The 25,676-nt window shown below is 42.6% G+C and carries 21 protein-coding genes; 16 read left to right on the plus strand and 5 right to left on the minus strand.

Features of this window, described 5'->3' with window-relative positions:
- The first annotated feature begins 158 nt into the window (after positions 1-158).
- The 4 genes from L3J70_00305 (at position 159) to L3J70_00320 (ending at position 5,622) form a co-directional block, all read left to right on the plus strand.
- The gene (locus L3J70_00305; protein MCF6234815.1) at positions 159-482 is read left to right on the plus strand and encodes an STAS domain-containing protein; all 324 of its coding nucleotides are present in this window, start codon (positions 159-161) and stop codon (positions 480-482) included.
- Positions 483-509: 27 nt separating this feature from the next.
- Positions 510-2,219, plus strand: coding sequence for a SpoIIE family protein phosphatase (locus tag L3J70_00310; GenBank protein MCF6234816.1), 1,710 nt, complete (start codon positions 510-512; stop codon positions 2,217-2,219).
- A gap of 41 nt (positions 2,220-2,260) precedes the next feature.
- Complete coding sequence (locus L3J70_00315) at positions 2,261-5,095, plus strand: response regulator (GenBank protein MCF6234817.1); 2,835 nt, start codon at positions 2,261-2,263, stop codon at positions 5,093-5,095.
- Positions 5,096-5,226: 131 nt separating this feature from the next.
- Entirely contained in the window at positions 5,227-5,622 is a 396-nt protein-coding gene (locus L3J70_00320) for an NUDIX domain-containing protein (protein MCF6234818.1), read from the plus strand.
- Here L3J70_00320 and L3J70_00325 read toward each other — a convergent pair whose 3' ends face one another.
- The 3 genes from L3J70_00325 to L3J70_00335 all read right to left on the minus strand — a co-directional run bounded on the left by L3J70_00325 (position 5,623) and on the right by L3J70_00335 (position 9,294).
- Positions 5,623-6,462 carry a DsbA family protein gene (locus L3J70_00325; protein ID MCF6234819.1) on the minus strand — a complete coding sequence of 280 codons (840 nt, stop codon included), beginning with the start codon at positions 6,460-6,462 and terminating at the stop codon, positions 5,623-5,625.
- Between the two features lie 78 nt (positions 6,463-6,540).
- Positions 6,541-8,025, minus strand: a complete 1,485-nt coding sequence (locus tag L3J70_00330) for a glycosyltransferase (GenBank protein ID MCF6234820.1) — start codon at positions 8,023-8,025, stop codon at positions 6,541-6,543.
- 57 nt (positions 8,026-8,082) lie between these two features.
- Complete coding sequence (locus L3J70_00335) at positions 8,083-9,294, minus strand: argininosuccinate synthase (GenBank protein MCF6234821.1); 1,212 nt, start codon at positions 9,292-9,294, stop codon at positions 8,083-8,085.
- A 117-nt stretch (positions 9,295-9,411) separates the two neighbouring features.
- Here L3J70_00335 and pyrC point away from each other — a divergent pair, with 117 nt between their 5' ends.
- Together pyrC and rnt are read left to right on the plus strand one after the other, a co-directional pair.
- Positions 9,412-10,446: a dihydroorotase gene (gene pyrC / locus L3J70_00340; GenBank protein MCF6234822.1), complete on the plus strand. Its 1,035-nt coding sequence runs from the start codon at positions 9,412-9,414 to the stop codon at positions 10,444-10,446.
- Positions 10,439-11,086, plus strand: coding sequence for a ribonuclease T (gene rnt, locus L3J70_00345; GenBank protein ID MCF6234823.1), 648 nt, complete (start codon positions 10,439-10,441; stop codon positions 11,084-11,086). Before pyrC ends, rnt begins: the two co-directional genes overlap by 8 nt.
- Positions 11,087-11,140: 54 nt before the next feature.
- On the opposite strand, the gene purL is transcribed toward rnt, so the two are convergent.
- Positions 11,141-15,028, minus strand: a complete 3,888-nt coding sequence (gene purL / locus L3J70_00350) for a phosphoribosylformylglycinamidine synthase (GenBank protein ID MCF6234824.1) — start codon at positions 15,026-15,028, stop codon at positions 11,141-11,143.
- A 209-nt stretch (positions 15,029-15,237) separates the two neighbouring features.
- On the opposite strand from purL, the gene L3J70_00355 reads away from it, so the two are divergent.
- The 4 genes from L3J70_00355 to L3J70_00370 all read left to right on the plus strand — a co-directional run bounded on the left by L3J70_00355 (position 15,238) and on the right by L3J70_00370 (position 18,949).
- A complete protein-coding gene (locus tag L3J70_00355; protein MCF6234825.1) occupies positions 15,238-15,669 on the plus strand; it encodes a hypothetical protein in 432 nt (143 codons plus the stop codon).
- Positions 15,670-15,783: 114 nt separating this feature from the next.
- Complete coding sequence (locus tag L3J70_00360) at positions 15,784-16,866, plus strand: c-type cytochrome (GenBank protein MCF6234826.1); 1,083 nt, start codon at positions 15,784-15,786, stop codon at positions 16,864-16,866.
- Positions 16,863-18,518 carry an ATP-binding protein gene (locus L3J70_00365; protein ID MCF6234827.1) on the plus strand — a complete coding sequence of 552 codons (1,656 nt, stop codon included), beginning with the start codon at positions 16,863-16,865 and terminating at the stop codon, positions 18,516-18,518. The genes L3J70_00360 and L3J70_00365 overlap by 4 nt, the downstream gene beginning before the upstream one ends.
- 56 nt (positions 18,519-18,574) lie before the next feature.
- A complete protein-coding gene (locus tag L3J70_00370; protein ID MCF6234828.1) occupies positions 18,575-18,949 on the plus strand; it encodes a response regulator in 375 nt (124 codons plus the stop codon).
- 3 nt (positions 18,950-18,952) lie between these two features.
- Here the strand turns inward: L3J70_00370 and L3J70_00375 are convergent, their stop codons facing one another.
- Complete coding sequence (locus L3J70_00375; protein ID MCF6234829.1) at positions 18,953-19,993, minus strand: folate-binding protein; 1,041 nt, start codon at positions 19,991-19,993, stop codon at positions 18,953-18,955.
- A gap of 98 nt (positions 19,994-20,091) precedes the next feature.
- Here L3J70_00375 and sdhC point away from each other — a divergent pair, with 98 nt between their 5' ends.
- From sdhC to L3J70_00405, 6 genes are all read left to right on the plus strand, one after another.
- Positions 20,092-20,472 carry a succinate dehydrogenase, cytochrome b556 subunit gene (gene sdhC / locus L3J70_00380; GenBank protein ID MCF6234830.1) on the plus strand — a complete coding sequence of 127 codons (381 nt, stop codon included), beginning with the start codon at positions 20,092-20,094 and terminating at the stop codon, positions 20,470-20,472.
- A gap of 8 nt (positions 20,473-20,480) precedes the next feature.
- Positions 20,481-20,807, plus strand: coding sequence for a succinate dehydrogenase, hydrophobic membrane anchor protein (sdhD, locus tag L3J70_00385; protein MCF6234831.1), 327 nt, complete (start codon positions 20,481-20,483; stop codon positions 20,805-20,807).
- Positions 20,804-22,597, plus strand: a complete 1,794-nt coding sequence (gene sdhA, locus L3J70_00390) for a succinate dehydrogenase flavoprotein subunit (GenBank protein ID MCF6234832.1) — start codon at positions 20,804-20,806, stop codon at positions 22,595-22,597. Before sdhD ends, sdhA begins: the two co-directional genes overlap by 4 nt.
- The gene (locus L3J70_00395) at positions 22,593-23,294 is read left to right on the plus strand and encodes a succinate dehydrogenase iron-sulfur subunit (GenBank protein ID MCF6234833.1); all 702 of its coding nucleotides are present in this window, start codon (positions 22,593-22,595) and stop codon (positions 23,292-23,294) included. The genes sdhA and L3J70_00395 overlap by 5 nt, the downstream gene beginning before the upstream one ends.
- Before the next feature lie 302 nt (positions 23,295-23,596).
- Positions 23,597-24,367 (plus strand): peroxide stress protein YaaA, encoded by a 771-nt coding sequence (gene yaaA / locus L3J70_00400; protein MCF6234834.1) that lies wholly within the window; start codon positions 23,597-23,599, stop codon positions 24,365-24,367.
- A gap of 280 nt (positions 24,368-24,647) precedes the next feature.
- Positions 24,648-25,676 (plus strand): hypothetical protein, encoded by a 1,029-nt coding sequence (locus L3J70_00405; protein MCF6234835.1) that lies wholly within the window; start codon positions 24,648-24,650, stop codon positions 25,674-25,676.

A 25,676-nucleotide genomic window follows, 5' to 3' on the forward strand; every position in this document is an offset into this window, starting at 1 on the left:
GACAGTAAGCCGATAATTATCAGACGTAATTCTGGATATTATTTCATTTACGATCCTGAATTATGAAAAATGAGGCGAAAGGTGTATGCTTTCGCGTAGTTGTCTGTAGTGAAAGATGGAATTGATAGAGCTATCTGATTTGTTTGGGAGTAACTATTATGTCAGTTAAAGCAAATATACGGAATAAGGAAGACATCATTGAAATTGAAGTCAGTGGCAGATTTGACTTTAATGTTCATCGTGAGTTTCGCGAAGCTTACGAAAATGTGGATCAACAAATGGAACATCCTAAATATGTCATTAATCTCGGTGGTACAGATTATATGGACAGCTCTGCGCTAGGAATGTTACTACTTCTGCGCGAATATGCGGGTGGAAATGGAGCCAATATTGCTATCACCAAATGTCGTGAAGAGATTAAAGAGATCTTGAATATTTCTAATTTTCATCTGCTGTTTAAAGTAGAGTCGGCCTCACATTAATTTATCTTTTTAAATTAGTTTTAAAAAATGATATATCAGGATGATAGATCACTTAAATTGCTGATTGCTGATGATGATCGGGTCAATTGTCGAGTACTCAAAGGCATCTTGCTGAAAGCTGGGTATCAGGTTGTTGTTGCCAAAGATGGAAAAGAGGCGGTCACCCTTTTTGAAAAAGAGCAGCCAGACATGGTTCTGCTTGATGTCATGATGCCCGTGATGGATGGTTATGAGGCGGCACGAGAGATAAAGTTACGCTGTACCGATCGTTTTGTTCCAGTGATTTTCCTGACAGCATTAACTGATAATGATGCACTGAGTGCTTGTATTGAAGCGGGCGGTGATGATTTTCTAACGAAGCCCTACCATAGCATAATTTTGAAAGCAAAAATTGATGCCATGGAGCGCATTCGGCGGCTCTACGATAAGTTACAGCAACAAAAGCATGCATTAGAGTCTTTCCACGTAGAGATGCAGCGTGAAATGGAAGTGGCAAGGCATGTTTTTGACAGTATTACTCAAGCGAGTGAAACACTTCCTGACTGCATTAAAAGCTGGAGCAGACCTGCCTCTGTACTCAATGGTGATCTATTGATCTGTGGCCGTAACCCATTAAATAACCTGTATCTAATGTTGGGGGATTTTACTGGACATGGTCTGCCAGCTGCTGTTTGTGCAATGCCTGCCGCAGACGTATTTTATACGATGACGACTAAAGGCTACCCTGTTAGTGATGTTGTTTATGAACTGAATAAAAAGCTAAATACTGTCTTGCCTACAGGGCTTTTTTGTGCAGCATGTTTAATAGAAATTGATGTTGCTCAAGGTAAAATCAGCCTGTGGAATGGTGGGTTGCCTGACGTATTAGTCGTGAACTCAGAGGGACGTATTCATCAATTATTGCCTTCCACGGCCATGCCTTTAGGTGTTGTCAGTGATGCTGGGCGTTACAGTGGTGTGACTGATATTGATATTGAACCTGGAATGAGGCTCTTTTTCTATACAGATGGATTGATTGAAGCAGAAAATAGCCAGAATGAAATGTATCGAAAAGTACGTTTACATGGGTTATTTGATGGGAACACTCAGTCAGGAAAACTCTTCAATACGATTATTAGTGATCTGCAAAATTTCAGAGGCGAAATGCCTCAAACGGACGATATCACACTCGTCGAACTTGATTGTGATCAGTTGGTTTCAGCCATGGCTGTAGAAGATGAAATGCCTGTTTATAACAGTATGGAAGATCCAGATTGCTGGAGTGCTGAGCAGTTTATTGCAGGAGTATCTCTTAAGGCAGCAGACCCTGTTTATGTATTTATGCGAATGTTGGAACAGCATCGTATTTCCGAAATTCATCGCTCACGTATATGCACAGTTTTATCGGAATTGATCTCTAATTCTATTGAACATGGCCTTCTCCAGCTAGATTCAAATATTAAAAATACATCAGATGGCTTTTCGAATTATTACAGCATGAGGGAGAAAGGACTCGAGGTATTGGAGCGCGGCTGGATTCGAGTCAAGCTCTTGTGTCGGCCTACTTCTGATGGCTGGGCACTTACAATTCATGTTGAAGATAACGGTGAAGGTTTTGATGCAGAAAGTTACTTGGCTAATATGGCTGGAATTGAAAGCTTGACAGGCCGTGGGGTCGCATTAATCAAATCACTTTGTGATGAATTTTCTTATAATAAAACCGGAAATATTGCTCGAGTTATTTACTGCTGGAAGTAAGGGCTCGCAAAACTTAAATTATTTATCCTCTTTGTGAAGCTATGCAGCATCAAAATATAAAAATTTTACTTATAAATGCCGATCCTGGTATACGTTTTGAAATTGCCAGTTATCTTCGTCAAGCAGGATACCATCAGGTATTGGAAGCTGAAGATGGGCGATCTGCACTTCGTTTGTTACATGAAAATTCATTTGATTTGATTATCACTGATATTGCAGTTCCTCATATTGATGGTTGGCGTTTGGCTCGTATTGTGCGGTCGGGTGTTTTTAATACTTCACAAAAAACACCGATTATTGTGATAGCACACACCAATAATCGGCATATCGCTAAAATTACTGCATTTGACTACGAAGTAAACTGTTTTATACGTTATCCTATAGAGAGTGTTAAATCATTAATATCATTAGTGAAATCTTGTATTGATGATGTAGGGTGGGGGATCAGTAAACCTTCATTGCTTGTTATTGAAGATAACGAAGATACTGCCGATATCGCACGGCGTGCTTTAAATAAGCGTTATGAAATGGAAGTGACGGCGGATGGTTTGTTAGGCCTGCAAGCATGGAAAGAACGTCGTCATAATTTGATATTACTTGATCTCATGATAAAGAACCTGTCAGGTGAACAGGTTCTCAGTGAGATTATGAAAATTGATCCTGAACAAAGTATCGTAATCATGACTGCCAATACTAATATGAAGTGTGTTGAGTCATTCATGTTGGCGGGCGCGATTGATTTTGTGCAGAAGCCCTTTCATCTTGATGATTTGCGGCGAGTTTGTGATATTGCTTTAAGGCGTAAAGATAATATTGTGATTAACTCACAGTACAGCACACAAATGCAGATGATGCGTAAAACAATGAATGAGCTGGAAACTCATATTAATGAACGCAAAAAAGTTGAGCATGATCTAAAAAAAGCAAAAGAAGTTGCAGAGATTGCCAGCAAGGTTAAAAGTGAATTTTTAGCAACAATGAGTCATGAAATTCGTACGCCTATGAATGGAATCATTGGTTTGACAGGTCTGTTGTTGGACTCTGAGTTGTCTGCAGAGCAGAGTGAGTTTGCAGAATCAGTACTCGGGTCAGCGGAATCATTGTTAGGCATTATCAATGATATTATGGATTTCTCTAAAAATGAGGCGGGTAAATTAGAGCTGGAAGAGATCGACTTTGATCTGCGACAAATTGTTGATGAGGTGCTTGACCTTTTTACTGAACAGGTGGGCCGTAAAAATTTAGAACTGGTTTGTATGATTGAGCATGATGTGCCTCGATTTGTCAATGGTGATCCTGGCCGGTTACGTCAGATTCTAGTGAACCTCGTGGGTAATGCTGTTAAGTTTACTGAGCAGGGAGAGGTTATTGTTCGCGGGTCATTCTCAAGCGAAATGGGTGATCGAATACAGCTTTTTTTCGAAGTGTCCGACTCAGGTATTGGTATTGACGAAAATAATTGTTCACATCTGTTTGACTCCTTTACACAGGTTGATAGTTCAACCAAGCGTCAATATGGAGGAACAGGGCTCGGACTGAGAATTTCCAGGCAATTAGTTGAAAAAATGGGTGGGGAGATTGGTGTGCGTAGTCAGCAAGGGCATGGCACTACATTTCACTTTTCAATTACCTCAAGGAAGGCCAAAAATAAAAGCTTTCAGCAGCTTGATATTGTATTGCCAAATCAATTGAAAAATGTGCGTATTCTCATTGCTGGGTGCACATCTGCAGGCCAGACTTTTATGAATCATGCGCTTCATGATGTAGGTGCTATTTATGAATTTGTAAATAGCAGTCGCTTAGTGATGACGCGCTTGCAGTGCGCAGCTGAAAAAGGTGAACATTTTGATATTTTAGTGATGGATAAAAACTCACCGAATCTGCATTATATGCCATTACTGAAAAAAATTAGTAATGCGCTTGATATGACACCTCCGCGTATTGTGCAAATCACTTGTTACGGCTTGCGTAGGCAGAGTGAAAAGCGGCTTGGTACTGGAGGTGTCTCTGCTTGTTTATCGAAGCCGATGAGTCAAACTCAATTGTATGCATGTCTTGACTCGATAATGGGGGGAGCGACTGAGGCCAACCCTCAAATAAGTATTGATGTGAATGCTAAGTCCTATCAATTTAAAGGGCGGGTTTTGGTGGTAGAAGATAATGCTGTCAATCAGAAAGTCGCTTTAGGAATCATGAAAAAAATGGGTTGTCGTGCGGACGTTGCTGCGAATGGTGTGGAGGCGGTGAAAGCTGTTTCAAAGCTATCCTATGATCTGATATTAATGGATTGTCAAATGCCTGAAATGGATGGTTATGAAGCCACTGCGACAATTCGCCGCATTGAAGGTGAAATGCGACATACACCGATTGTCGCAATGACAGCCAATGCATTAAAAGAAGATTACCAACGTTGCATTGATTCTGGAATGGACGATTATATTTCCAAACCCGTACAACTCAGTGACATTAATCGAGTATTGTCACGTTGGTTGGTGCAACAAAAATCTGCTCCGAAGTCATTAGTATCCAATGGAGTGTCTCTCGATATGCATGTATTAGATGAGTTACGTTCGGTATTGGGGGGTGAATTTGGTGAGCTCATTGATGATTTTATAAGTGATACTCATAGTCGTATTCAAGAAATGAAACAGGCTGTTGTTGATGAGGATGCTAAAACAATACGCTGGATCGCACACAGTCTGAAAGGAAGTAGTAGCAATGTTGGGGCAACACTGCTTGCGGATGAAAGCTATTGCCTGGAAAAAATGGCGCGTAGTGGAAACATAATAGGTATTGATGGCGCGCTAGACAGCTTGATTAACGAATTTACACAGGTTGGAGAATTATTCAACACCGTCACACGTCAAATTGAATGATTCATAACGCGACAAATATATTTAAATATTGTCCAAAGTGTGGTGGGAAGGGGTTCCTTCTTTCATCTGAAGACAACGCTTTTCATTGTGGAGCTTGCAAATTTCACTACTATCTTAATGCAGCGGCGGCTGTGGCTGCACTGATTGTTGATGAAAATAGAAACTTGCTTGTGGTTGAGCGTGGCCGAAAACCTGCTAAGGGAATGCTGGATCTTCCTGGTGGGTTTGTTGATGTGGGTGAGCGAGCTGAGGATGCACTGCAGCGGGAAATACGAGAAGAGCTTAATCTCGAAATTGAGCAGTTTTCACTGTTAGCCACTTTTCCAAACGACTACCCTTATGGCGATATGATCTATTTTACGCTGGACTTAGCTTTTGTTTGCCAAGTCAGGGATTTTTCTAAAATTCGTGCAGCGGATGATGTGGCTGGATATCAGTTTACACCGCTGCACGAAATAGATTTGGATCTATTTGGTTTTGAGTCAGTTAAAAAAATTATAGAATATTATACTCAAAAATACCCTTAATTAATGGTCATGCTTATGGTCGTGATCATGGTGATCCCCTTCCTTTTTTGGAGCCGCAGGAGGCAGTGCTAGAAAAGCAGAGTTATTAACATCACCTTTAGCTAAAATTAGCGCATAAATAAGGGGAGGGAAATTTTCTATTCTTTTATTATTCAAGGCGAGTAGGGGAGTTCCTGTAATACCATGCTGTTTTGCAAAATTAATATCTTCTTTCAGAGTCGCAGCTGTTTCAGCTGATTTCACACAAGCTTCCAATTTTTTCTTTTGAGCTTCATCAGAAATTGCACTCTGCCAAATTCTCTCAGTCGTTAAGAATTTTTGTTGCTGAAACATCTCAAAGCGTATGCGCTCTAGTTCAGCGGAGTCTGTTTGACAGATCATGATTTTGGCTGCTAAACAGCGTACGCCATCTTCAGCACTAAAGTTGACGTTAGAATTACACTCTTTGTCTAAAGGGTAGTTACGTATTTCCAGGCTCCACGAGTCGTCAGGCGTATCTTGCAAAATTGCATGTAGTGTTTCATCCATGTGCTTGCAATGAGGGCAGAGAATGTCTAGCCATTTTATGATATGGACTGGACTCTCTTTTTGACCAAAAGCCATACGCTTTGGTGTGGTCTCTTTTTTAATTTCAGTTGCAGCTTTATACTCAGCTAATGAATTGCTTACGGATTGAAGCAACTGTGGTGGTAACTTATCTAAAAAGGCTGCGACTTCAGAAGTCTGTGTATCAGTGATGGGTTCTATTTTTTGTTTAGGTTCTTCGGCATGTGCGGCCGAGAGAAATACTGACGCAATAACTGTGGATATTATTGATGTTTTAATGGATTTTAATAACATAGTGACTGAACCTTTTGTTAGCAAAAAAAACGAAAATTTTTTCGATTTTACCTATCTTCATGAAATTATCCTACTATTTTAGTGATTGTTGTTAAGTGAGGATAAAATAGTTTGATATTTTTGACTCATGATTTGATTGTCACGTTTTTGATAGCCATTGATCAGGATCGGTAATTTTTTGATGAGTACTTTAAGTAAGGCTTGCCGGTAGTACGGCTCTTGCTCTGCATCAAGCGCCTTAATTAAGGCGCTGATACGAAAACGATCCATCGCAGGATATTGGCTTGATAATTGATCTTTATGTCCACCAAACCGAGTCAACGATAGGCTGGATTCAAGACCCACCACATGATGGCGAGTAATGAGTAACCACAAATCATAATCTTCACAGGCAGGCAGATTTTCATCAAACGTGCCATATAAGTCAAACAAGTTACGCTTGATCAGGGTGGAAGATGGGGAGATCATGCAGCGCTCTAGTGATTCCTTCCAGATCCAGCCTTGAGGCTTTTTATGATGTTTGCAGGCGTTAACACGCTTGCTATTACGAATCCAGATCTCCTGACTCTGCATGATTTGATAAAAAGGATTGGCTTGTAAAAATTGCCACTGTTTTTCAAGTTTGTCAGGGCTCCATAAATCATCCGAGTCAAGCAGTGCGATCCACGAACTTTGGTTCAGCGTGATTGCTTTGTTTCGAGCATAGGAAACACCGTGGTTTTTATTTAAAGAAATTAGCCTGATTTTATCAGAGTATTTTTTCAGTACTTCATGGGTTGAATCACTTGAGCCATCATCGACGACGATGATCTCTTGTGGCAACAAGGTTTGTGCTAATACAGATTCAATCGCATGAGTGATTCGATCTTGCCGATTGTATGTTGGAATGACGACGGTAATATCTGGTTCAATAGGCATATCTAAAAATGAAAGAATGGTTTTTAGTTGCTTTCGCATCACAAAAAGCATTCGTTGAAATAGCTCAATTGTTTCATAGTTTGATTCATCAGAGATCATTTTTAACAGATGAAACGAAATTTCACTATCAGCAAAAATCTGTGCCTGGTGAAATGCTTCCATGTCAACGTAATGGCACGTTTTCCACGAATCAGGGATTTTTCCAAACTCTGGTTTTTTGACAGTCAGCAGCCGGCCACGGGGTTTATAAGGGAGGTTTTTTGGAAAAGAGAAGGGAAGGCGCGTATCAATGGGTTGTGTTTGACCTTCTTCGCTGTTTTCAATGGCGACAGGAGTAATCCATGTTCCCATTGCAGCGCTGTTGCCAATAGCTCCACATGAGCCAATATTTATGACATAAAGCGGTTGTAAGTGGGTTTTTATCCAGATTGCAGCATCCGTTGAATGTTTAGATCCGACTCCAGTGATAACAAAAAGAACACCGGAATTTTTCTCAGATAGGGGGCTGTTTTTTAATATACCGGCTTTTATCGCCTTTAATAAGTGAACGGCGACGTTGCGTTCTTTGAGCCAATCAACAGGAATCTCATCTTTAATAGCGACGGTAAAAATGAGTTGATGAGAAGGAATAGAGCGCTGTTTCATGGCTGGCCATATAAATTTCCACGGAGGGCCGTGGGAGCTAGAAGTTAAATGATGGGATTAATGCCCTTTTTTGGCGGCAAGGCGCAAACGCAGTGCGTTTAGTTTTATGAAGCCTTCAGCATCTTTCTGATCATACGCGCCTGCATCATCTTCAAAAGTAGCAATGTTTTCATCAAACAAGCTGTGAGTGCTGGACTCTCGTCCCACGACACTGACACATCCTTTGTACAGTTTTAAGCGGACTTTGCCATTAACAGTGGTTTGTGAAAGATCAATCATCGCTTGCAACATACGGCGCTCAGGACTCCACCAGTAGCCATTATAAATAAGCGTGGCATAACGAGGCATCATCTCATCTTTCAGGTGCGCCGCTTCTCGATCCAGTGTGATCGACTCAATGGCACGGTGGGCTTTGAGTAAAATGGTGCCACCGGGTGTTTCATAGCAACCGCGAGCTTTCATGCCTACATAACGGTTTTCAACAATATCTAAACGACCAATGCCGTTATCGCCGCCCACTTTGTTAAGGGCTCTCAGTATTGTAGCGGCTGTCATAACCTCGCCATTGAGTGCGACCGCATCACCATTTTTGAAATCTAGCTCGATATAAGTCGCCGAATCAGGTGCTTGCTCGGGTGAAACGGTATGAAGCCACATATCTTTTTCAGCTTCAGTCCAGGGGTTTTCCAGAATGCCACCTTCATAAGAGATATGCAGCAGATTTGCATCCATCGAATAGGGTGACTTTTGGCCGTGTTTTTTCTCAATAGGAATGCCGTGATTTTCTGCATAAGCGAGTAATTTTTCACGCGAGTTGAGATCCCACTCTCGCCAAGGGGCAATCACATGAATGTCTGGATTCAGAGCATAAGCACCTAATTCAAACCTGACTTGGTCGTTGCCTTTTCCTGTTGCTCCATGGGAAATGCTATCACCACCTGTTTCAGCTGCAATTTCGACCAGACGTTTTGCAATCAGAGGCCGTGCAATAGAAGTCCCTAACAGGTATTCGCCTTCATAGATGGTATTGGCACGAAACATGGGGAAAACGTAATTTTGAACGAAGTCCTCTTGAAGGTCTTCGATGTAGATCTCTTTAACTCCCATCGCTTCGGCTTTGGCGCGTGCCGGCTCAACCTCTTCACCTTGGCCAATATCAGCGGTGAACGTGACGACTTCGCATTGATATTCATCTTGCAGCCATTTGAGAATGATGGAGGTATCAAGGCCACCCGAATAAGCTAAAACAACTTTATTGATTTTTGACATAATATTCTTGTAAACAAAGGTAAACTTAAAATAATTGCGCTATCATCGGTATTTTCATCGACAAGGTCAAGAAAAGTAACTTGCATCCTTATGCTGCCTCCCTTAATGTGAGCACACATGAATACAATAACTCTAATAAAGCCCGATGATTGGCATATCCACCTGCGTGATGGGACAGCTTTAAGTACAACCGTTTCGCATGCCGCTGAGCAGTTTTTACGTGCGATTGTAATGCCTAATTTACAGCCCCCTGTGATGACGACGGAAGCCGCGCTGGCTTACAGGCAACGCATTTTAGGTGCGATTCCTGATGCAAGATCATTTAAACCACTTATGACGCTCTATCTGACCGATCATACATCTGCAGATGAAATCAGGCGCGCTCACCAAAGTGGTCATGTTGTTGCCGCAAAGCTGTATCCGGCAGGGGCGACGACAAACTCTGCACAGGGTGTGACTCAGATTGAAGCCATTTATGATGCGCTTGAAGTAATGGCTGAGCTAAAAATGCCTCTGCTGGTGCATGGTGAGGTGACGGATTCTGACGTTGATGTATTTGACCGGGAAAAAGTTTTTATTGAAACAAAACTGGCTCCACTGGTGATTCGATTTCCTCGTTTGAAAATTGTGCTTGAGCATATTACAACTGCGGATGCGGTGGAGTTTGTAAGTGCTTCGGGTGAAAATATTGCTGCAACGATGACAGTGCATCACCTGCTACTAAATCGTAATGCAATGTTGGTAGGAGGGATTCACCCTCATTATTATTGCCTTCCTGTGGTGAAACGTGAACGCCATCGTTTAGCATTGTTGAAAGCTGCAACCAGTGGCAATCCAAAATTCTTTTTAGGAACGGACAGCGCACCTCACATTCAGGGTAATAAAGAAAATTCCTGTGGTTGTGCTGGAATTTATACGGCTCATGCAGCCATAGAACTTTATGCCGAAGCGTTTGATTCGGTGAATGCGCTTGATAAACTGGAAGGTTTTGCCAGTTTTTATGGGCCTAATTTTTATGGTTTACCTCGCAATAAAGAAAAGATCATGCTTCGAGCAGAAGCCAGCTCAGTTCCCGATCAATTTGATTTGGGTGGAGAGCCACTTATTCCATTTCGGGCAGGATCAGAATTAAGGTGGAAATTGGTTGAGTAATTCAGAAAAAAATAGTGCAGAGACAAATAAATCTCAAAAGCGACCGATTGCAAAACGCTTTAGAAGTTATTTGCCTGTTGTGGTCGATGTCGAGACGGCGGGATTTGATGCCAAACGTGATGCATTATTAGAGCTGGCCGCAATTCCTATCGAGATGGATGACGATGGAGTATTGTCCCCTGGCGAAATATATTCTTGTCATATCAAACCTTTTGAAGGTGCAAACCTTGATGAAGCGGCACTGAAGTTTACGGGGATTGATCCCTTTCATCCATTGCGTATTGCACAAGAAGAGAGTGAAGCACTGCACGATATATTTCGCCCCATCCGCCAAGCCGTCAAAGAAACAGGTTGTACACGAGCCATTTTAGTGGGCCACAACCCCTCTTTTGATCTCTCTTTTATTAATGCCGCCGCAGAGCGCTCAAAAATAAAACGTAATCCATTTCACCCTTTCAGTACGTTTGATACGGCAACGTTAGGTGGTTTGGCATTTGGTCAGACGGTGTTGGCACGAGCTGCCAAAGCAGCCAAAATGGAATGGAGTAGCGATGAAGCACACTCCGCACGTTATGATACAGAAAAAACAGCTGAGCTATTTTGCTTGATAGTGAATCAGTGGGACCAGTTTAAAAAATAAAAGGCTCAAGCCAGGGCGCTCTTAATTATTGAGCGCCTACTGGGTCGGGCTGTCTTACCCCACCTGCTTTCGAGCATTACGAAATATCCTGAGCCAAGGGCCATCCTCTTCCCAGCCTTTTGGGTGCCAGCTGTTTTGCACTGTACGAAATACCCGCTCGGGGTGCGGCATCATAATTGTAAATCGGCCATCCGTTGTTGTGAAGCCTGTGGTTCCTGAGGGTGAACCATTTGGGTTCGCGGGATAACTTTCGGTTTTCTGCCCTCTGTTATCCACAAAGTTCAATGCAATAATACCTGCATCCTCTGCTTTTTGAGCCCCATTTTTCTGACGAAATTGAGCAAGCCCTTCACCATGAGCCACTGCAACCGGTAAACGAGAACCCGCCATATTTTGAAAAAACAGAGAAGGGGATTTTTGCACTTCAAGCAGGGAGAAGCGTGCTTCAAATTGCTCTGAGATATTGCGGCGAAAAGTGGGCCATAATTCACTGCCTGGAATGATTTCATGCAATTGCGCCATCATCTGGCAACCGTTACAAACTCCCAATCCAAACGTATCAGAGCGTGAGAAAAATTCGGCAAATTCATCGCGTGTATTGTTGTGGTATAAAATGGATTTTGCCCAGCCTTGCCCTGCACCCAGTACATCACCATAAGAAAATCCGCCACAAGCAACGAGTCCCTGAAAATCAGAGAGCGAGACTCGCCCTGCCAATAAATCACTCATATGTACGTCTTGACAATCAAAACCGGCATGATCAAATGCGGCGGCCATTTCAATCTGGCCATTGACGCCTTGCTCTCGTAATACAGCCATGCGTGGGCGAACACCTTGGGTGATATAAGGCGCTGCGATATCTTCTTCAGGGTCAAAGCTTAATTCGATATTTAAACCTGGATCTTCATCGTCTAGAATGGCGGCATACTCTTGATCTGCACATTCGGGGTTATCTCGCAAAGCTTGCATGCGCCATGAGGTTTCAGACCATACTCGTTGGAAATTAACGCGGCTGTCGCTCAGAATTTCTTGGGTCTCATATGTAAATACAATGCGATCTTCATCATTGAGTTGGGCAATTACATGGCTATATTTGTCGAGGTCTACATCATCCAGTAAATCGAGCACTTTTTCTGTATCAGCGACTTGAATCACAGCGCCCAGTTCTTCATTGAATAGTGCGGCCATAACACCATCACCTAACTCATCGAGTTTGCAAGTAATGCCGGTGTGTCCCGCAAAAGCCATTTCGCAGAGTGTGGCGAACAAGCCTCCATCGGAGCGGTCATGGTAGGCCAATAACAGCCCAGCGTCATTCATGGTTTGAATAACATCAAAGAATCTCTTGAAAGCATCAACATCATCCAAGTCAGGCGCTTGATTACCGACTTGGTTATAGACTTGCGCCAAACTTGATCCTGCCAGGCGATTTTTGCCTTGACCCAGATCGATCAAAATAAGACCTGTATCGGCTTGGTCGGTGACCAGCTCAGGCGTGAGCGTTTTACGTGCATCAGTGACGGGTGAAAAAGCACTGATGATGAGCGATAAAGGGGAGGTCATCTCCTGGTTTTGGCCACGCTCTTGCCAGACTGTTTTCATCGACAAGGAATCTTTGCCGACAGGAATTGCAATGCCCAAAGCGGGGCACAGTTCCATGCCAATGGCATGAACCGTATCATACAGCCCAGCATCTTCGCCATCATGACCAGCCGCTGCCATCCAATTGGCGGAAAGCTTGATATCACCCATTTTGTTGATGCGTGCTGCCGCCAGATTGGTCAGTGCTTCACCAATCGCCATGCGACCTGAGGCGGCATGATTGGTTAGAGCAATCGGGGCACGTTCACCCATTGCCATCGCTTCACCAGTGTAACCATCGTAGTCGGTCAGTGTCACGGCAACATCAGCCACTGGAATTTGCCATGGCCCGACCATTTGGTCACGATGCACCAGCCCCGTAATGCTGCGATCACCAATGGTGATCAAAAAGCTTTTGTCTGCAACGGTGGGTAAACGCAGCACGCGAAAGGCCGCTTCATGAAAATCAATGCCATCGAGATTGATCTCGTTTTTATCAAAAGGGTGACGCTGTACATCACGAAACATTTTAGGGGGTTTACCTAAAAGCAGTGATAGCGGTAGATCAACGGGTTGATTATCAAACAGCGAATCATCAAGTATAAGGTGCGCCTCGTCAGTCGCTTCACCGACCACCGCATACGGGCAGCGTTCACGCTCACACAGTGCTTTGAACAGCTCTAAATCTTCAGAAGTGATGGCCAGCATGTAACGCTCTTGTGACTCATTGCACCAAATTTGCATGGGTGACATGCTGGAATCATCACAAGGCAGGTCACGCAGCCTGACTGTTGCGCCACGATTACAGTCATTCACCAATTCAGGCAATGCATTGGAAATACCGCCCGCGCCGACATCATGAATAGCGACGATGGGGTTATGATTCATACGCCAGCAAGCATCTATCACCTCTTGACAGCGACGTTCCATTTCAGGGTTGCCACGTTGTACCGATGCGAAATCCAAGGTTTCACTGCTTGCGCCACTTTCAACTGAAGAGGCCGCGCCACCACCTAAACCAATTAACATGGCTGGGCCGCCGAGTACGATCAGATGAGTACCCGCAGGGATTGGGTTCTTATCAATATATTGTTCGCGAATAGAGCCAAGGCCACCCGCGATCATGATGGGTTTATGGTAACCACGTAGCTCTTCGCCATTGGGGCCGAGGGCTTTATCTTCATAAGTACGAAAGTAGCCACAGAGATTGGGGCGACCAAACTCATTATTGAATGCAGCCGCACCAATAGGACCTTCAAGCATAATATCCAGTGCTGAGGCAATGCGTTCTGGTTTACCAAAATCGGTTTCCCACGGCTGCTCTGCGTTGGGTATTCTTAGGTTGGAAACTGAAAATCCGGATAATCCCGCTTTAGGTTTACTGCCACGACCTGTTGCACCTTCATCACGAATTTCACCGCCAGCACCTGTTGCAGCACCTGCAAAAGGTGATATGGCAGTGGGGTGATTGTGAGTTTCCACTTTCATTAATATATGGTTAACTTCTTCATGGTGCTCGTAGCTGTTTGATTCAGGATTGGGGAATAACTTGTAAGCAGGTGAGCCTTGAATCACCGATGAGTTGTCATGGTAAGCCGATAAAACACCTTCTGGATTTAAAATAGTGGTGTTTTTAATCATCGCAAACAGGCTTTTTTGCTGTTCAATGCCGTCAATACTCCAGTCAGCATTGAAAATTTTGTGCCGACAATGCTCGGAATTCGCTTGAGCAAACATCATCAACTCCACATCGCTGGGGTTGCGTCCGAGTGTGATGTAGTTTTCAACGAGGTAATCAATTTCATCATCACTGAGAGCTAATCCTAAATTTTGATTAGCTTCGATCAGAGCAGGTTTACCGTCATTAAGTAGATTGATACGTTCTAATGGCGCAGGTTCAGCGGCCAAAAACAGCTTATGTGCATCATCTGAATTTGAAATCACGACTTCGGTCATGCGGTCGTGAATAAGATCACTGATGGCTTTGCTTTCATCAATACTGAGTGAGCCGCTCTGTTTTGAAATGTAATAATTAATGCCACGCTCAATGCGTTTGATATTATTTAAGCCACAAATATGCAAAATATCTGTGGCTTTGCTCGACCAGGGCGAGATTGTTCCGAATCTCGGAGTGACTAGAAATAGTTGTCCATTTGGTTTTTTTGCGTTTTTTTCTTCACCCGAATCCAACAGATTATTGAGCAGTGTGAGTTCATCTTGGGTCAATGCCTGTTCGTCATTAATAAAATGAGTGAACTCTGCTTTGATGGAGAAAATATCTGGAAACTGAGCCTTTAGAGTGGCTAGAAGTTTCTTTTGACGAAAAAATGAAAGAGCAATGGAGCCGCGAAGTTGAAACATGATATCTCTAATTTCTAATTAGTGGGCTAAAAAATCGGCATTTTATCATTGTCTGGATAACTTCGCCGCGAAATAATGAATATGGTAGTCTGGCAAAAAATAATCATGGAGGTAAAATTGTGAATCAATATTTGAAAATACTGTTGGTTGGCTTGGTAGCGTGGGGAATAGCAGTGACTTCCAGCTACTTATTATTGCCACAGTCTGCAATGGCAAAAGCAGAGTACGAAGTTGAATATAATGAGCTAAAGAGCAAAGAAGCTAAATATAATGAACTAAAGAGCAAAGATGAGATTACAAAAGAAGATAAAGATCAGCTTGAAGTACTTTTTCGAGATTTTAACGAAGATAAAGAACATCTTGAAGTGCTTTTTCGAGCGCTTAACTCGGAAGAAAATATTAAAAGTGACCTGATTAGTATCGGAATAAAGTATGGGTTATTTTTACTGTTGTTGATTCCAGTGATCATTTGGATAGCAAGGAGTATTAATATGAAGAATAATGCTGTGATTGCAAGCTCGGGGCTTATTTTTCTATCATTTATCCTCGTGGGGTCAGCGGTGGTTGGGGGGGTGTTTGCAGCACTGTTTTGTGTTGTGGGCATTGCTTTTAAAAAAACTGGTCAAGAACAAGTAACCTGAATTCAGGTAAGAAAATTTTCACAAGGCCTGATTAAAAGTGAGATAGTGATACTCTTGGTGCAGTCACCTTTCGGTAAAGAGGGTGCTGAGCAGTGAAAATGGGAGCGCAGTGACATGGATGGATTGATAAAAAATCATAAAAAACAACCTAAATATTTGTTGAAACTTTTATTGATTAATTTGTTTCTCTTGCCTTGCCTGATCTATGCGAATAGCGCACCACAGGTGAAAGATAAACCTCTGTCACCACTTGATTTACAATTGGAACCTATCCAGCCCCTTTTTTCTCTAAAGGGGCTTAATCCAGATAAGACTGCTTTGGGCGAAAGATTATTTAATGAACCTCGCTTGGCGCACAATAATGATATGTCCTGTGCCAGTTGTCACATTTTGAAAAGTGGCGGCGCTGATTGCCCAGAAAAAGCTCAGGGGCAGGATGGTGTTGAATTGGGAGCTAATAGTCTTACCGTATTCAATAGCAGTCTTAACCATCGCCTGTTTTGGGATGGACGTGCCAAAACTCTGGAAGAACAGATCGACTTTGTAATCACTGCTCCTCATGAGTTTGCGACTCAGTGGCCAGTATTGATCAGCAAACTCAAACGGGATCGCGAATATCAAAAGAGCTTTGGGACATTATATTCCGATGGTATCACTGCAGCTAATGTTCGTAATGCTATCGCGACCTTTGAGCGTAGTTTAATCACTGTAAATTCACGTTTTGATCAATACTTGCGCGGTGATGTTGATTCGATCAATGCACTGGAAAAGTCTGGTTACCGATTATTTAAGGACTATGGTTGTATTGCTTGCCATCAAGGGCGCAATGTAGGTGGTAATATGTTTCAAAAACTCGGTGTAATTGAAGAGTTTTTTGATGATGACAGACTTTCAGGAAAGAGGGGTTTAGGGCGCTTTAATGTGACCGGCCAAGAGCGGGATCGTTATGTATTTCGTGTGCCCTCCTTGCGATTGGTTGCGCTGACCTCCCCCTATTTTCACAATGGTTCAGCCGAAACTCTCTATGATGCAGTCAAAATCATGGCTAAGTATCAGTTGGGGCGCACCATCCCGGATGCTGATATTGAACACATTATTGCCTTTCTCAAGACCTTGCCTGGTGAGTATCAAGGGCAACCACTATCCAGAGTTTACGAGGAAACCACATTCAGCGAACCTGAAGGGCAAACGCGATGAGGCGATATGCCAAAAAGCCAGGGCATTGGGCTGTCGGTTTCTTGTTGATGGCTGTATTATCGTATCTATATATTAACACTCAGGCCGTTGTTCCTGAGCGGCATACTCGGGTTATTGATAATCTGAGACAGTTACACCAGCTTGATGCCGCCTTGAATCAGGATTTCCTTAAAGTGCGCTATGGTCTACTCGCTCATTACGATACGCTCATGGATACTTCGATAGAGATTATTGCAGTTCAGAACCGACTAAATAACACCTTGAAAGCGGCTGATATGTTTCAGTACGATGATATCAATCTGAACCAAAAAAAAGTGATAGAGGCATTTGAACATAAGGTTGATTTATTAGAGCAGCTTAAGTCACAAGTTTCTGTTCTCAAAAATTCACTGAATTTTCTTCCCATCGCTGCCACTCAGACAAAAGCCTTGGCTCTCACTAGAGATGAGGCTCATCCACTGATTAAATACATCAATCTTCTGGAGCACTACACTTTGGCATACAACCTCACCAGCGACCAAGTGTATCCGGGGAAAATAGAGGCGCTGTTACCACAATTGCTTCATTTGCAGAGCCAGTGGGATACGCCTTTGCAGCAGCGTATCAACAATCTTATGACGCATGTAAAAGTGATTGTGCAACAAAAAATCAAAGTGGATTCTATACTGCAAGAGCTCATGACTTTGCCTACTTCTCGAGAGCTGAATTCATTATACAATGTCTACCAGCGTCATAATGAAAGCTTGCTCATCAAAGCCAATGGTTATCGATTGGCACTCTACTTGATATCAATATTACTACTCGCCTATGTGGGGTACATTTTATTCAAACTTGAAGGCTTGGTTGTTCAGCGAACTCTTGAATTGGCTGATACTAACGCATCTCTCAAACAAGAAATTATTGAACGCAAACAGATGGAGAAACAACTGATTCAAGCTAAAGAATCTGCTTTGAAAGCCAATAGTGCCAAGTCAGAGTTTTTAGCCAATATGAGTCACGAGCTGCGGACACCTCTGAATTCTATCATTGGTTTTGCCGGAATCATGAAGAGTGGTATGGCCGGAAAGGTGAATGAGGAGCAGGCTCGTCAATTGCAGATGATTTATGGCTCTGCCAGCCATTTGCTGGAGTTGATTAATGATATTCTGGACCTATCCAAAGTTGAATCAGGCAAGTTGAAAGTTATCAAGGAAGCCTTTGAACTGATGCCGTTGTTAGAAGAGATCAAGGCCTTAATGATGGCTCAAATAGGCTCTAAAGATCTATCTTTAAAGCTTGTAGGTCATGCTCCAAAAATTGTGTATACCGACCGTGGTAAGTTGCGTCAAATATTGTTTAATCTCATGGGGAATGCGATTAAATTTACCGAGCGGGGCAGTGTCACGCTAGTTTGTCGACAAAAAAACCATGATGTGGTGTTAGAAGTCGTGGATACGGGGATCGGTATTAGTGAAGAGGATCAAGGTAAAGTTTTCGGTGCTTTCGAGCAAGTCGATACCCGTACAGAGCGAGAGTACGAAGGCACTGGGTTAGGGCTGGCTATCAGCCAACGTTTTGCCAAGCTTTTAGGGGGTAAAATTACAGTGCATAGCCAGCTCGGTAAAGGCTCTACTTTCCGTATCGTACTGCATGGCGTATTTGTGAATAATTAACATCATAAAAATTGTTTCCGTATACGTGACTGAAAAATTAAGGATGAGTACAATAAATGATGCCAAAACCCACAATATTAGTCGCCGATGACAATGAACAAAATCTTTATCTGACACGTTTTCTTCTTGAACGCAGTGGCTATACTGTTTGTGAAGCCAATAATGGCGAACAAGCGGTAGCAGCAGTTCAGTCAAATTCACTGGCTCTGGTTTTAATGGATATCCAGATGCCGGGGATGGGTGGTCTGGAGGCGACTCGACGCATTCAGGCGACTACAAATGCACCTACAGTTGTTGCCCTGACCGCTAAAGTGATGGCGGGTGATCGTGAAGCCATTCTTGCAGCAGGTTTTGATGGTTACATTCAGAAACCCATTGAGCCCGACCGCTTTGTCACTCAAGTAGAGGCTTACCTGAAAAATAAAGAGTGATGGTCATTCTTGCAGTGGCACTTTTGATATCAACTTAACCAGCGTTTTTTCTTGATTACTCTCTAGATAGATGTGGTTATTTTCAAGAAAGTCCTCTTTTATAGAGATTAATAAAGCTTGTTTTTTTTCACTTGTGGGCTGCGCTGAAACAACAAGCCCGATTATTGCTTCATTGTCGCCACAATAAACAGTATCACCTGCTTGTGGTGTGAAAGTTGATTCAATGGAAGCCTGATGTATTCGGCGTTTTACTTTGCCGAGATACTTGACTCGTGCAATCACTTCTTGCCCGACATAGCACCCTTTTTTGAAGTTAATTGCATTAAGTTCGTCCAGATTAATCATTTGTGGAACAAATTTATCAGCGGTTGCTGCGCTGAGTGTTGGTATTCCTGCTTGAATATTTGTCAGTTCCCACGCTGAATACCCAACAGGTGTGAACTCCTGGCTTAAAGTTGACCAGATAATTTTCATTTCGCTCACATTACTGCCAATCAGTTCAAAGCGTGGGTGAACGCCAGGGAGTCGAATGATCGTTATTTTTGGCAGTTGCAGTGCGCTGTAGTCTTCAGTGGGAATATTTGAAAATAGTTTGATCAACTTTTGTTCGCTGTTAGATCCAGATAAACCGAACCGGATGAATTGATCAGTGCAATCCTCTAAAGTGACTTTAGAGCGCATGACAAACATTTTAAGTCGCTTGAGTGTGGGCTCTATTAGTTCTTCAGAAACCTGAAGGTATATACTCTGGTTTTGTTTGTAAATTAAAAAAAGCGCCAGTGCTCGGCCTTTAGGCGAGCAGTATGCGCTGAGTTGAGCGTTGTTATCTGTGACTTGGTTAATGTCATTGGTGAGCTGCCCTTGAAGGAAATTTAAGGCATCATCACCTCCAGCTGAAATCAAACCGATATGTGATAAATTAGCCATAATATGGCCATTATTACTTTGCCGAAGCTCTTTATTGATATTGCCGAAATAGACTATTTTTTCGTTCTCAATAACAGCTTCTTTAGAAGCTAAAAAATTTTGCCACTCAATATTCATAAAAAATCACTTAAAAATTAGTAAAGAAGTTACGATAAGTTATTATAATTGTATATAAAAATTGATTTTGCCACTCATATAAAACTAGACTGGACGCTATGGTAACTCAAAAAAAACCACCTGTTTTTCTTAATCTACTAAAGATTAAACTTCCATTGCAAGGCATCTTGTCAATTTTTCACCGTATTTCTGGTGTCATACTTTTTCTTTTTATTCCATTTTTCATCTATTTTTTTGAACGCTCGTTGCAAGGGGAAGCCGGGTTTAATGAGGTCGTTTCCATGTTGGATTCAACCACTGTTAAACTTTTTATTGCATTGACTTTCTGGGGGTTATCTCATCATCTATTTGCAGGAATTCGTTATTTGCTTCTTGATTTTGATGTGGCAATAGACAAGAAAGCTTCACGGCTAAGTGCGCAGATTGTATTTATTTTAGGCTTTGTTATTTTTCTTTTCACTTTGGGCGCTCTATTTTGAATACCTTAATGAGTGGACTCCGTGCGTGGGTGATTCAGCGAATCAGTGCTGTTTATTTGGCGCTATTTATTATTTATCTGTTTTTTCATTTCATTTGTCATCCCCCAGCTGATTTTTATGCATGGCAACTCTGGTTGTCAAATCCTTGGGTATTTGTCGCCAGCGCTCTATTTATTGCTGCTCTTTTATTGCATGCCTGGATAGGTGTTCGTGATGTAATTATTGATTATATCCATCCTGTCTGGTTACGATTTACTGCATTAACATTGGCTATGACCAGTTTAATTGCTATGGGAATATGGTTCGGACGGGTATTACTAGGGATGACATTATGACGCTTTCAAAAAACAGATTGGCAATAGATAAATTAGAGCGTCGAAAATTTGATACTTTAGTGATCGGCGCAGGCGGCGGTGGATTGCGTGCCGCTATGCAGATGGGCGAGACGAGCGCGGATGTAGCGGTTGTTTCAAAAGTATTCCCTACACGCTCACATACCGTTGCAGCTCAGGGTGGTATCAATGCGGCACTGGCTAATGTTGTGCCCGACAGTTGGCACTGGCACATGTACGATACAATTAAAGGCAGTGATTATTTAGGTGATCAAGATGCCATTGAGTATATGTGCCGCGCTGCATCACGGCTTGTAATCGAGCTGGAACACGCGGGTGTTCCTTTTTCACGCCTGGAAGATGGCTCTATTTATCAGCGCCCCTTTGGTGGGCAAAGCCAGAACTTTGGGGGTGAACAAGCGGCTCGAACATGCGCTGCGGCAGACCGTACAGGCCATGCTATTTTGCACACGCTGTACCAACAAAATATTCGAGTAAAAACTCATTTTTTTGATGAATATTTCGCGCTGGATCTGATTAAGAGTGAGGAAGATGAAATTCTTGGCGCAGTCGTTATGTCGATTGCGACAGGGGAAGTGTTGATCATTGAAGCAAAAACCACGTTGTTGGCCACAGGGGGAGCAGGTCAAATTTTTCGCACCAATACCAATGCCATGATTAATACGGGTGATGGTTTGGCGATGGCTTTACGAGCTGGTATTCCATTGCAGGATATGGAATTTTTTCAGTTCCATCCGACTGGCATTGCTGGCAAAGGAATGTTGATCAGTGAAGGTGTTAGGGGTGAAGGTGGGTATCTCGTTAATTCAGAAGGTGAGCGTTTTATGGAGCGCTACGCACCCCATGCAAAAGATTTGGCCAGCCGGGATGTGGTGAGTCGTGCAATTTTTATGGAAGTTCAGGAGGGGCGTGGTTGTGGCTCGGGTAAAGATCATGTTTTGCTCAAACTTGATCATTTAGATGCCGAAGTGATTCGCAAACGTCTGCCCGGTATTCGTGATATGTCGATGACGTTTATGAATATTGACCCGATTGAAGCGCCAATACCCGTCTACCCAACAGCTCACTATACGATGGGTGGAATTCCGACAAATCGTCACGGTCAGGTGGTTGTGCCTATGAAACATGGTGCAGAAGAGCCGGTGCCAGGGTTATATGCTGTTGGGGAGTGCGCCTGTGTCTCTGTGCATGGAGCGAATCGCCTGGGAGGAAACTCTCTATTGGATATTGTTGTTTTTGGTCGTGCAGCAGGCAGCCATATTACCGATTATTTGAAAGAGCACCGATATCATAAGCCACTCAATAATGAGAGTGTTGAGAAGGCTTTGGAGCGATTGGCTCGCTGGGATCAAGAGGGTGATGGCGAGAGTATTGATAGCTTGCGAAATAGATTGCAACAAACCATGGAAAAATATTGTGGTGTCTTTCGCACAGATGAGATTTTAAAAGAAGGCGTTGAAAAAATTTCCAAAATTGCAGCTGATCTGGATGGAGTCTATTTAACCGATCACAGTCAAGTTTTTAATACGGCTCGAATTGAAGCACTAGAGCTGGAAAATTTGATCGAAAATGCATTGGCGACTGTGATCTCCGCACAGGCTCGAACGGAAAGTCGTGGAGCACATTCACGTATTGATTACCCTGAGCGGGACGATGAACATTGGCTTAAACATAGCCTTTATTTTAAAGAGGGGCGGAAGCTGGATTACAAACCTGTACGTATGAAACCACTCACAGTCGAAAGTTTTCCCCCTAAGCCCCGAGTCTATTAATATGCGCTTTTCAATTTATCGTTACAATCCGGAAAAAGACGAAGCACCTTATATGCAAGAGTATGAGCTGAAAGATGTTCGCTCTGACATGATGTTGCTTGAAGCGCTGTTGAAATTGAAAGAGCAGGATGAATCGCTTGGTTTCAGGCGCTCATGTGGTGAAGGTGTTTGTGGCTCAGATTCGATGAATATCAATGGTCGAAATGGCTTGGCCTGCATTACACCGCTATCAAGTTTGAAAGAGCCTGTAGAGGTTCGCCCTTTGCCAGGTGCTCCTGTGATTCGTGATCTTATTATTGATATGGATACGTTTTACAAACAATATCGTGCCACAAAGCCCTATTTAATGACTAAAGATCCACTGCCTGAGGTTGAGCTTAAACAAACGCCTAAAGAACGGGATCGGCTGGATGGATTATATGAGTGTATTTTGTGTGGCTGTTGCTCGATGTCATGCCCGTCATTTTGGTGGAACCCTGATAAATATTTAGGGCCTGCGGCACTATTGCAGGTGTCACGGTTTTTAGAGGATAGTCGTGATCAGATGGCTGAAGAGCGGCTTAGCAATCTGGATGGCCCGTATAAATTATTTCGTTGTCATACTGTGATGAACTGTGTCGATGTCTGCCCTAAAGGGTTAAATCCAGCCAAAGCCATCGGGCACGTTAAGAAAAAAATGCTGAAGCATTCATTGTGATTTTCCTGACAGGAATATAATGTGAGTGAAAATACAGAAAAAATAGATCCCAATACAATTGATAGCCTAGATGAACTGCTTGATTATGTGCATCATGTTGGGAAACTCAATCAAAAGCCAATTTTCAGAATCGAAGAATACAGTTAATATTTAGCGGGTCTTTTAATGGTGCACTGATGTTGAGTATCCGTTATTACTAATCAATGACTTGCGATAAGCCAACAAAGAGACGTGTCGTGCAGAGTGTGACTACCAAGAGGCACGATATGATTATGTTTTGAATTTTAGCCACGAGCTTTTTTATGTTATTAGTAATTTCACCCGCGAAAACCCTTGATTATGATACGAGCCCTCAAACATCTGAATATTCTATTCCAGACTATTTAGATGAGGCTGAAATGTTAATTAACCGAGTAAAAGAATACTCTCAGCCTGAAATTATGGAGTTAATGGTTGTAAGTGAAAAAATTGCCAGGTTAAATTTTGAACGCTTTAAAACATGGCGTATGCCCTTTACACCTAAAAACTCAAAACAGGCTGTGCTGGCTTTTAAAGGTGATGTTTATTCTGGGCTTGATGCAGAAACATTTTCTGCAAAAGATTTTGAGTTTGCGCAACAACATTTGCGTATTTTATCAGGGCTGTATGGTTTGCTTAGGCCGCTGGATTTGATGCAACCTTATCGTTTGGAAATGGGGCGCAAGATTGATAATGATCGAGGTAGAAATCTGTATGAGTTCTGGCGTAATGTTGTGACAGAGGGTATTAATGCACAGCTAAAAAAAATGGGGTCTAATATTCTGGTTAACCTTGCATCCAATGAGTATTTCAAGGTGATTAACACCAAAATCCTTAACGCAGAACTGATCACACCAGCCTTTAAAGATTATAAAAATGGCCAATATAAAATGATGGGTGTTTATGCTAAAAAAGCACGTGGACAGTTCAGCCGCTTTGTCATTAAAAATCAATTAGAAGAACCGAGTGAACTTAAAAATTTTAATGTCGATGGTTATCAATTCAATGAAGAGTTGACGGCTGGAAACAGCTGGGTTTTTACTCGAAAAAATTAATGATTTGAATTCAGGTGGCTAAATAGTGCTATAACGGTCTGTTTTTTTACTTCATTTGTGCCGCAATCGCACAAATGAGGCTTTTAATGAGTATAAGATCGCCTAAGGTGCAAAAGCAGTTACGCACCTCTTATTATTATCTAGGCAAAGATCGTAAAAGGAAGAACGCTCCAAAGCCATAAAAATCAGCCATATTACATTCAGCTGATTTGAAGGTTAAGACGTAATGAATTTATTCTTCAGGTTTTTTCTTGGTACGCTATTATTAATGAGCATCCCCATGCACTCTCATGCGGAAAGGAACTTTACCTTTAACTTCAACTCGGCTGACCCTGATTTTGGTGATGATCCGCTTGTCGACGTTCGCTGTAATCGACCCAATGAAAGCAATGCAGGTTGTGGGGGTGGCATGATGAGCTGGGGTGTTGATGATGGTTCAACTTTCTTGCAAGAGTATTTTGAAGTTGATGGTGAGCTTTATTACCACATTGTTGTTGGTTCGCCGGAGCAGGGCTTTGCCCAAGAAACTTATACCAAAGTCGGCTCTAATGTTTATTGGGGGAGCGGAGGCGGCATGATGGGAGGCGGTGCAAATCGACCCATTTTAACCTCTCCCAGCAAAGGTGATGGTAGCTGTGGTGGTGGTATGGGAGGAATGGGAGGGGGAGGTAACTTTATCAGTAACTGCAATGCAGGTGATCCGCTTGGTCTTAAAGGGAATGATAACCTTTTTACAGGCAACGCAACCGGCAACCCTTCCAGAACTATTATGTATCAGGTTTTAGGTGGAAGCTGGGATGCTGTCACTGAAACCTGGGAATGTAAAGAGAGCGATGACTATTGCCAGGAGTTTATTAAAGACTCTTTTGAATACAAACCAAAACTTACGCAAACGATCAATGATGAAGAAGAAAATATGCTGACCTACTTTGAGTTTGACATGAGCAACAGCACTTATGCAGAGAAAGATAAAGTTGCCAGCACCATAAACACACTGATAATTACTGACCCTGACATGCCCATGGGAATGGAAAAAGAGGGTGATTTTGACTTTGCCGAATTTACCAACCAAGCCAACAAACCAGGTTCTAATTCAACGCTCACTGCGGGCATGTATACATTCACTCCTGGCAGTGAAGATTTTGCTGGCGGCCAAGATGTAGATGCCAATGCCTATGATTACATTGATGGTGATTTCAACCTTGATCAGGACTGGACACTCTATTACGATCCAGAGCAAAACAATTACGGAGTCGGTGGGGGAGGAAACACGGGCGGCGGTGGCATGATGGGCGGGGGAAGAAGGTAA

The sequence above is a fragment of the Gammaproteobacteria bacterium genome, assembly GCA_021648145.1.
GTDB lineage: Bacteria > Pseudomonadota > Gammaproteobacteria > JAADGQ01 > JAADGQ01 > S141-38.

Excerpts from the sequence above, each read along its gene's own strand:
- L3J70_00305 (MCF6234815.1), top strand. The coding sequence starts at position 159 with ATGTCAGTTAAAGCAAATATACGGAATAAGGAAGACATCATTGAAATT.
- L3J70_00310 (MCF6234816.1), top strand. The coding sequence starts at position 510 with ATGATATATCAGGATGATAGATCACTTAAATTGCTGATTGCTGATGAT.
- L3J70_00315 (MCF6234817.1), top strand. The coding sequence starts at position 2,261 with ATGCAGCATCAAAATATAAAAATTTTACTTATAAATGCCGATCCTGGT.
- L3J70_00325 (MCF6234819.1), bottom strand. The coding sequence starts at position 6,462 with ATGTTATTAAAATCCATTAAAACATCAATAATATCCACAGTTATTGCG.
- L3J70_00330 (MCF6234820.1), bottom strand. The coding sequence starts at position 8,025 with ATGAAACAGCGCTCTATTCCTTCTCATCAACTCATTTTTACCGTCGCT.
- L3J70_00335 (MCF6234821.1), bottom strand. The coding sequence starts at position 9,294 with ATGTCAAAAATCAATAAAGTTGTTTTAGCTTATTCGGGTGGCCTTGAT.
- pyrC (MCF6234822.1), top strand. The coding sequence starts at position 9,412 with ATGAATACAATAACTCTAATAAAGCCCGATGATTGGCATATCCACCTG.
- purL (MCF6234824.1), bottom strand. The coding sequence starts at position 15,028 with ATGTTTCAACTTCGCGGCTCCATTGCTCTTTCATTTTTTCGTCAAAAG.
- L3J70_00355 (MCF6234825.1), top strand. The coding sequence starts at position 15,238 with ATGGCAAAAGCAGAGTACGAAGTTGAATATAATGAGCTAAAGAGCAAA.
- L3J70_00360 (MCF6234826.1), top strand. The coding sequence starts at position 15,784 with ATGGATGGATTGATAAAAAATCATAAAAAACAACCTAAATATTTGTTG.
- L3J70_00365 (MCF6234827.1), top strand. The coding sequence starts at position 16,863 with ATGAGGCGATATGCCAAAAAGCCAGGGCATTGGGCTGTCGGTTTCTTG.
- L3J70_00370 (MCF6234828.1), top strand. The coding sequence starts at position 18,575 with ATGATGCCAAAACCCACAATATTAGTCGCCGATGACAATGAACAAAAT.
- L3J70_00375 (MCF6234829.1), bottom strand. The coding sequence starts at position 19,993 with ATGAATATTGAGTGGCAAAATTTTTTAGCTTCTAAAGAAGCTGTTATT.
- sdhC (MCF6234830.1), top strand. The coding sequence starts at position 20,092 with ATGGTAACTCAAAAAAAACCACCTGTTTTTCTTAATCTACTAAAGATT.
- sdhD (MCF6234831.1), top strand. The coding sequence starts at position 20,481 with ATGAGTGGACTCCGTGCGTGGGTGATTCAGCGAATCAGTGCTGTTTAT.
- sdhA (MCF6234832.1), top strand. The coding sequence starts at position 20,804 with ATGACGCTTTCAAAAAACAGATTGGCAATAGATAAATTAGAGCGTCGA.
- yaaA (MCF6234834.1), top strand. The coding sequence starts at position 23,597 with ATGTTATTAGTAATTTCACCCGCGAAAACCCTTGATTATGATACGAGC.
- L3J70_00405 (MCF6234835.1), top strand. The coding sequence starts at position 24,648 with ATGCACTCTCATGCGGAAAGGAACTTTACCTTTAACTTCAACTCGGCT.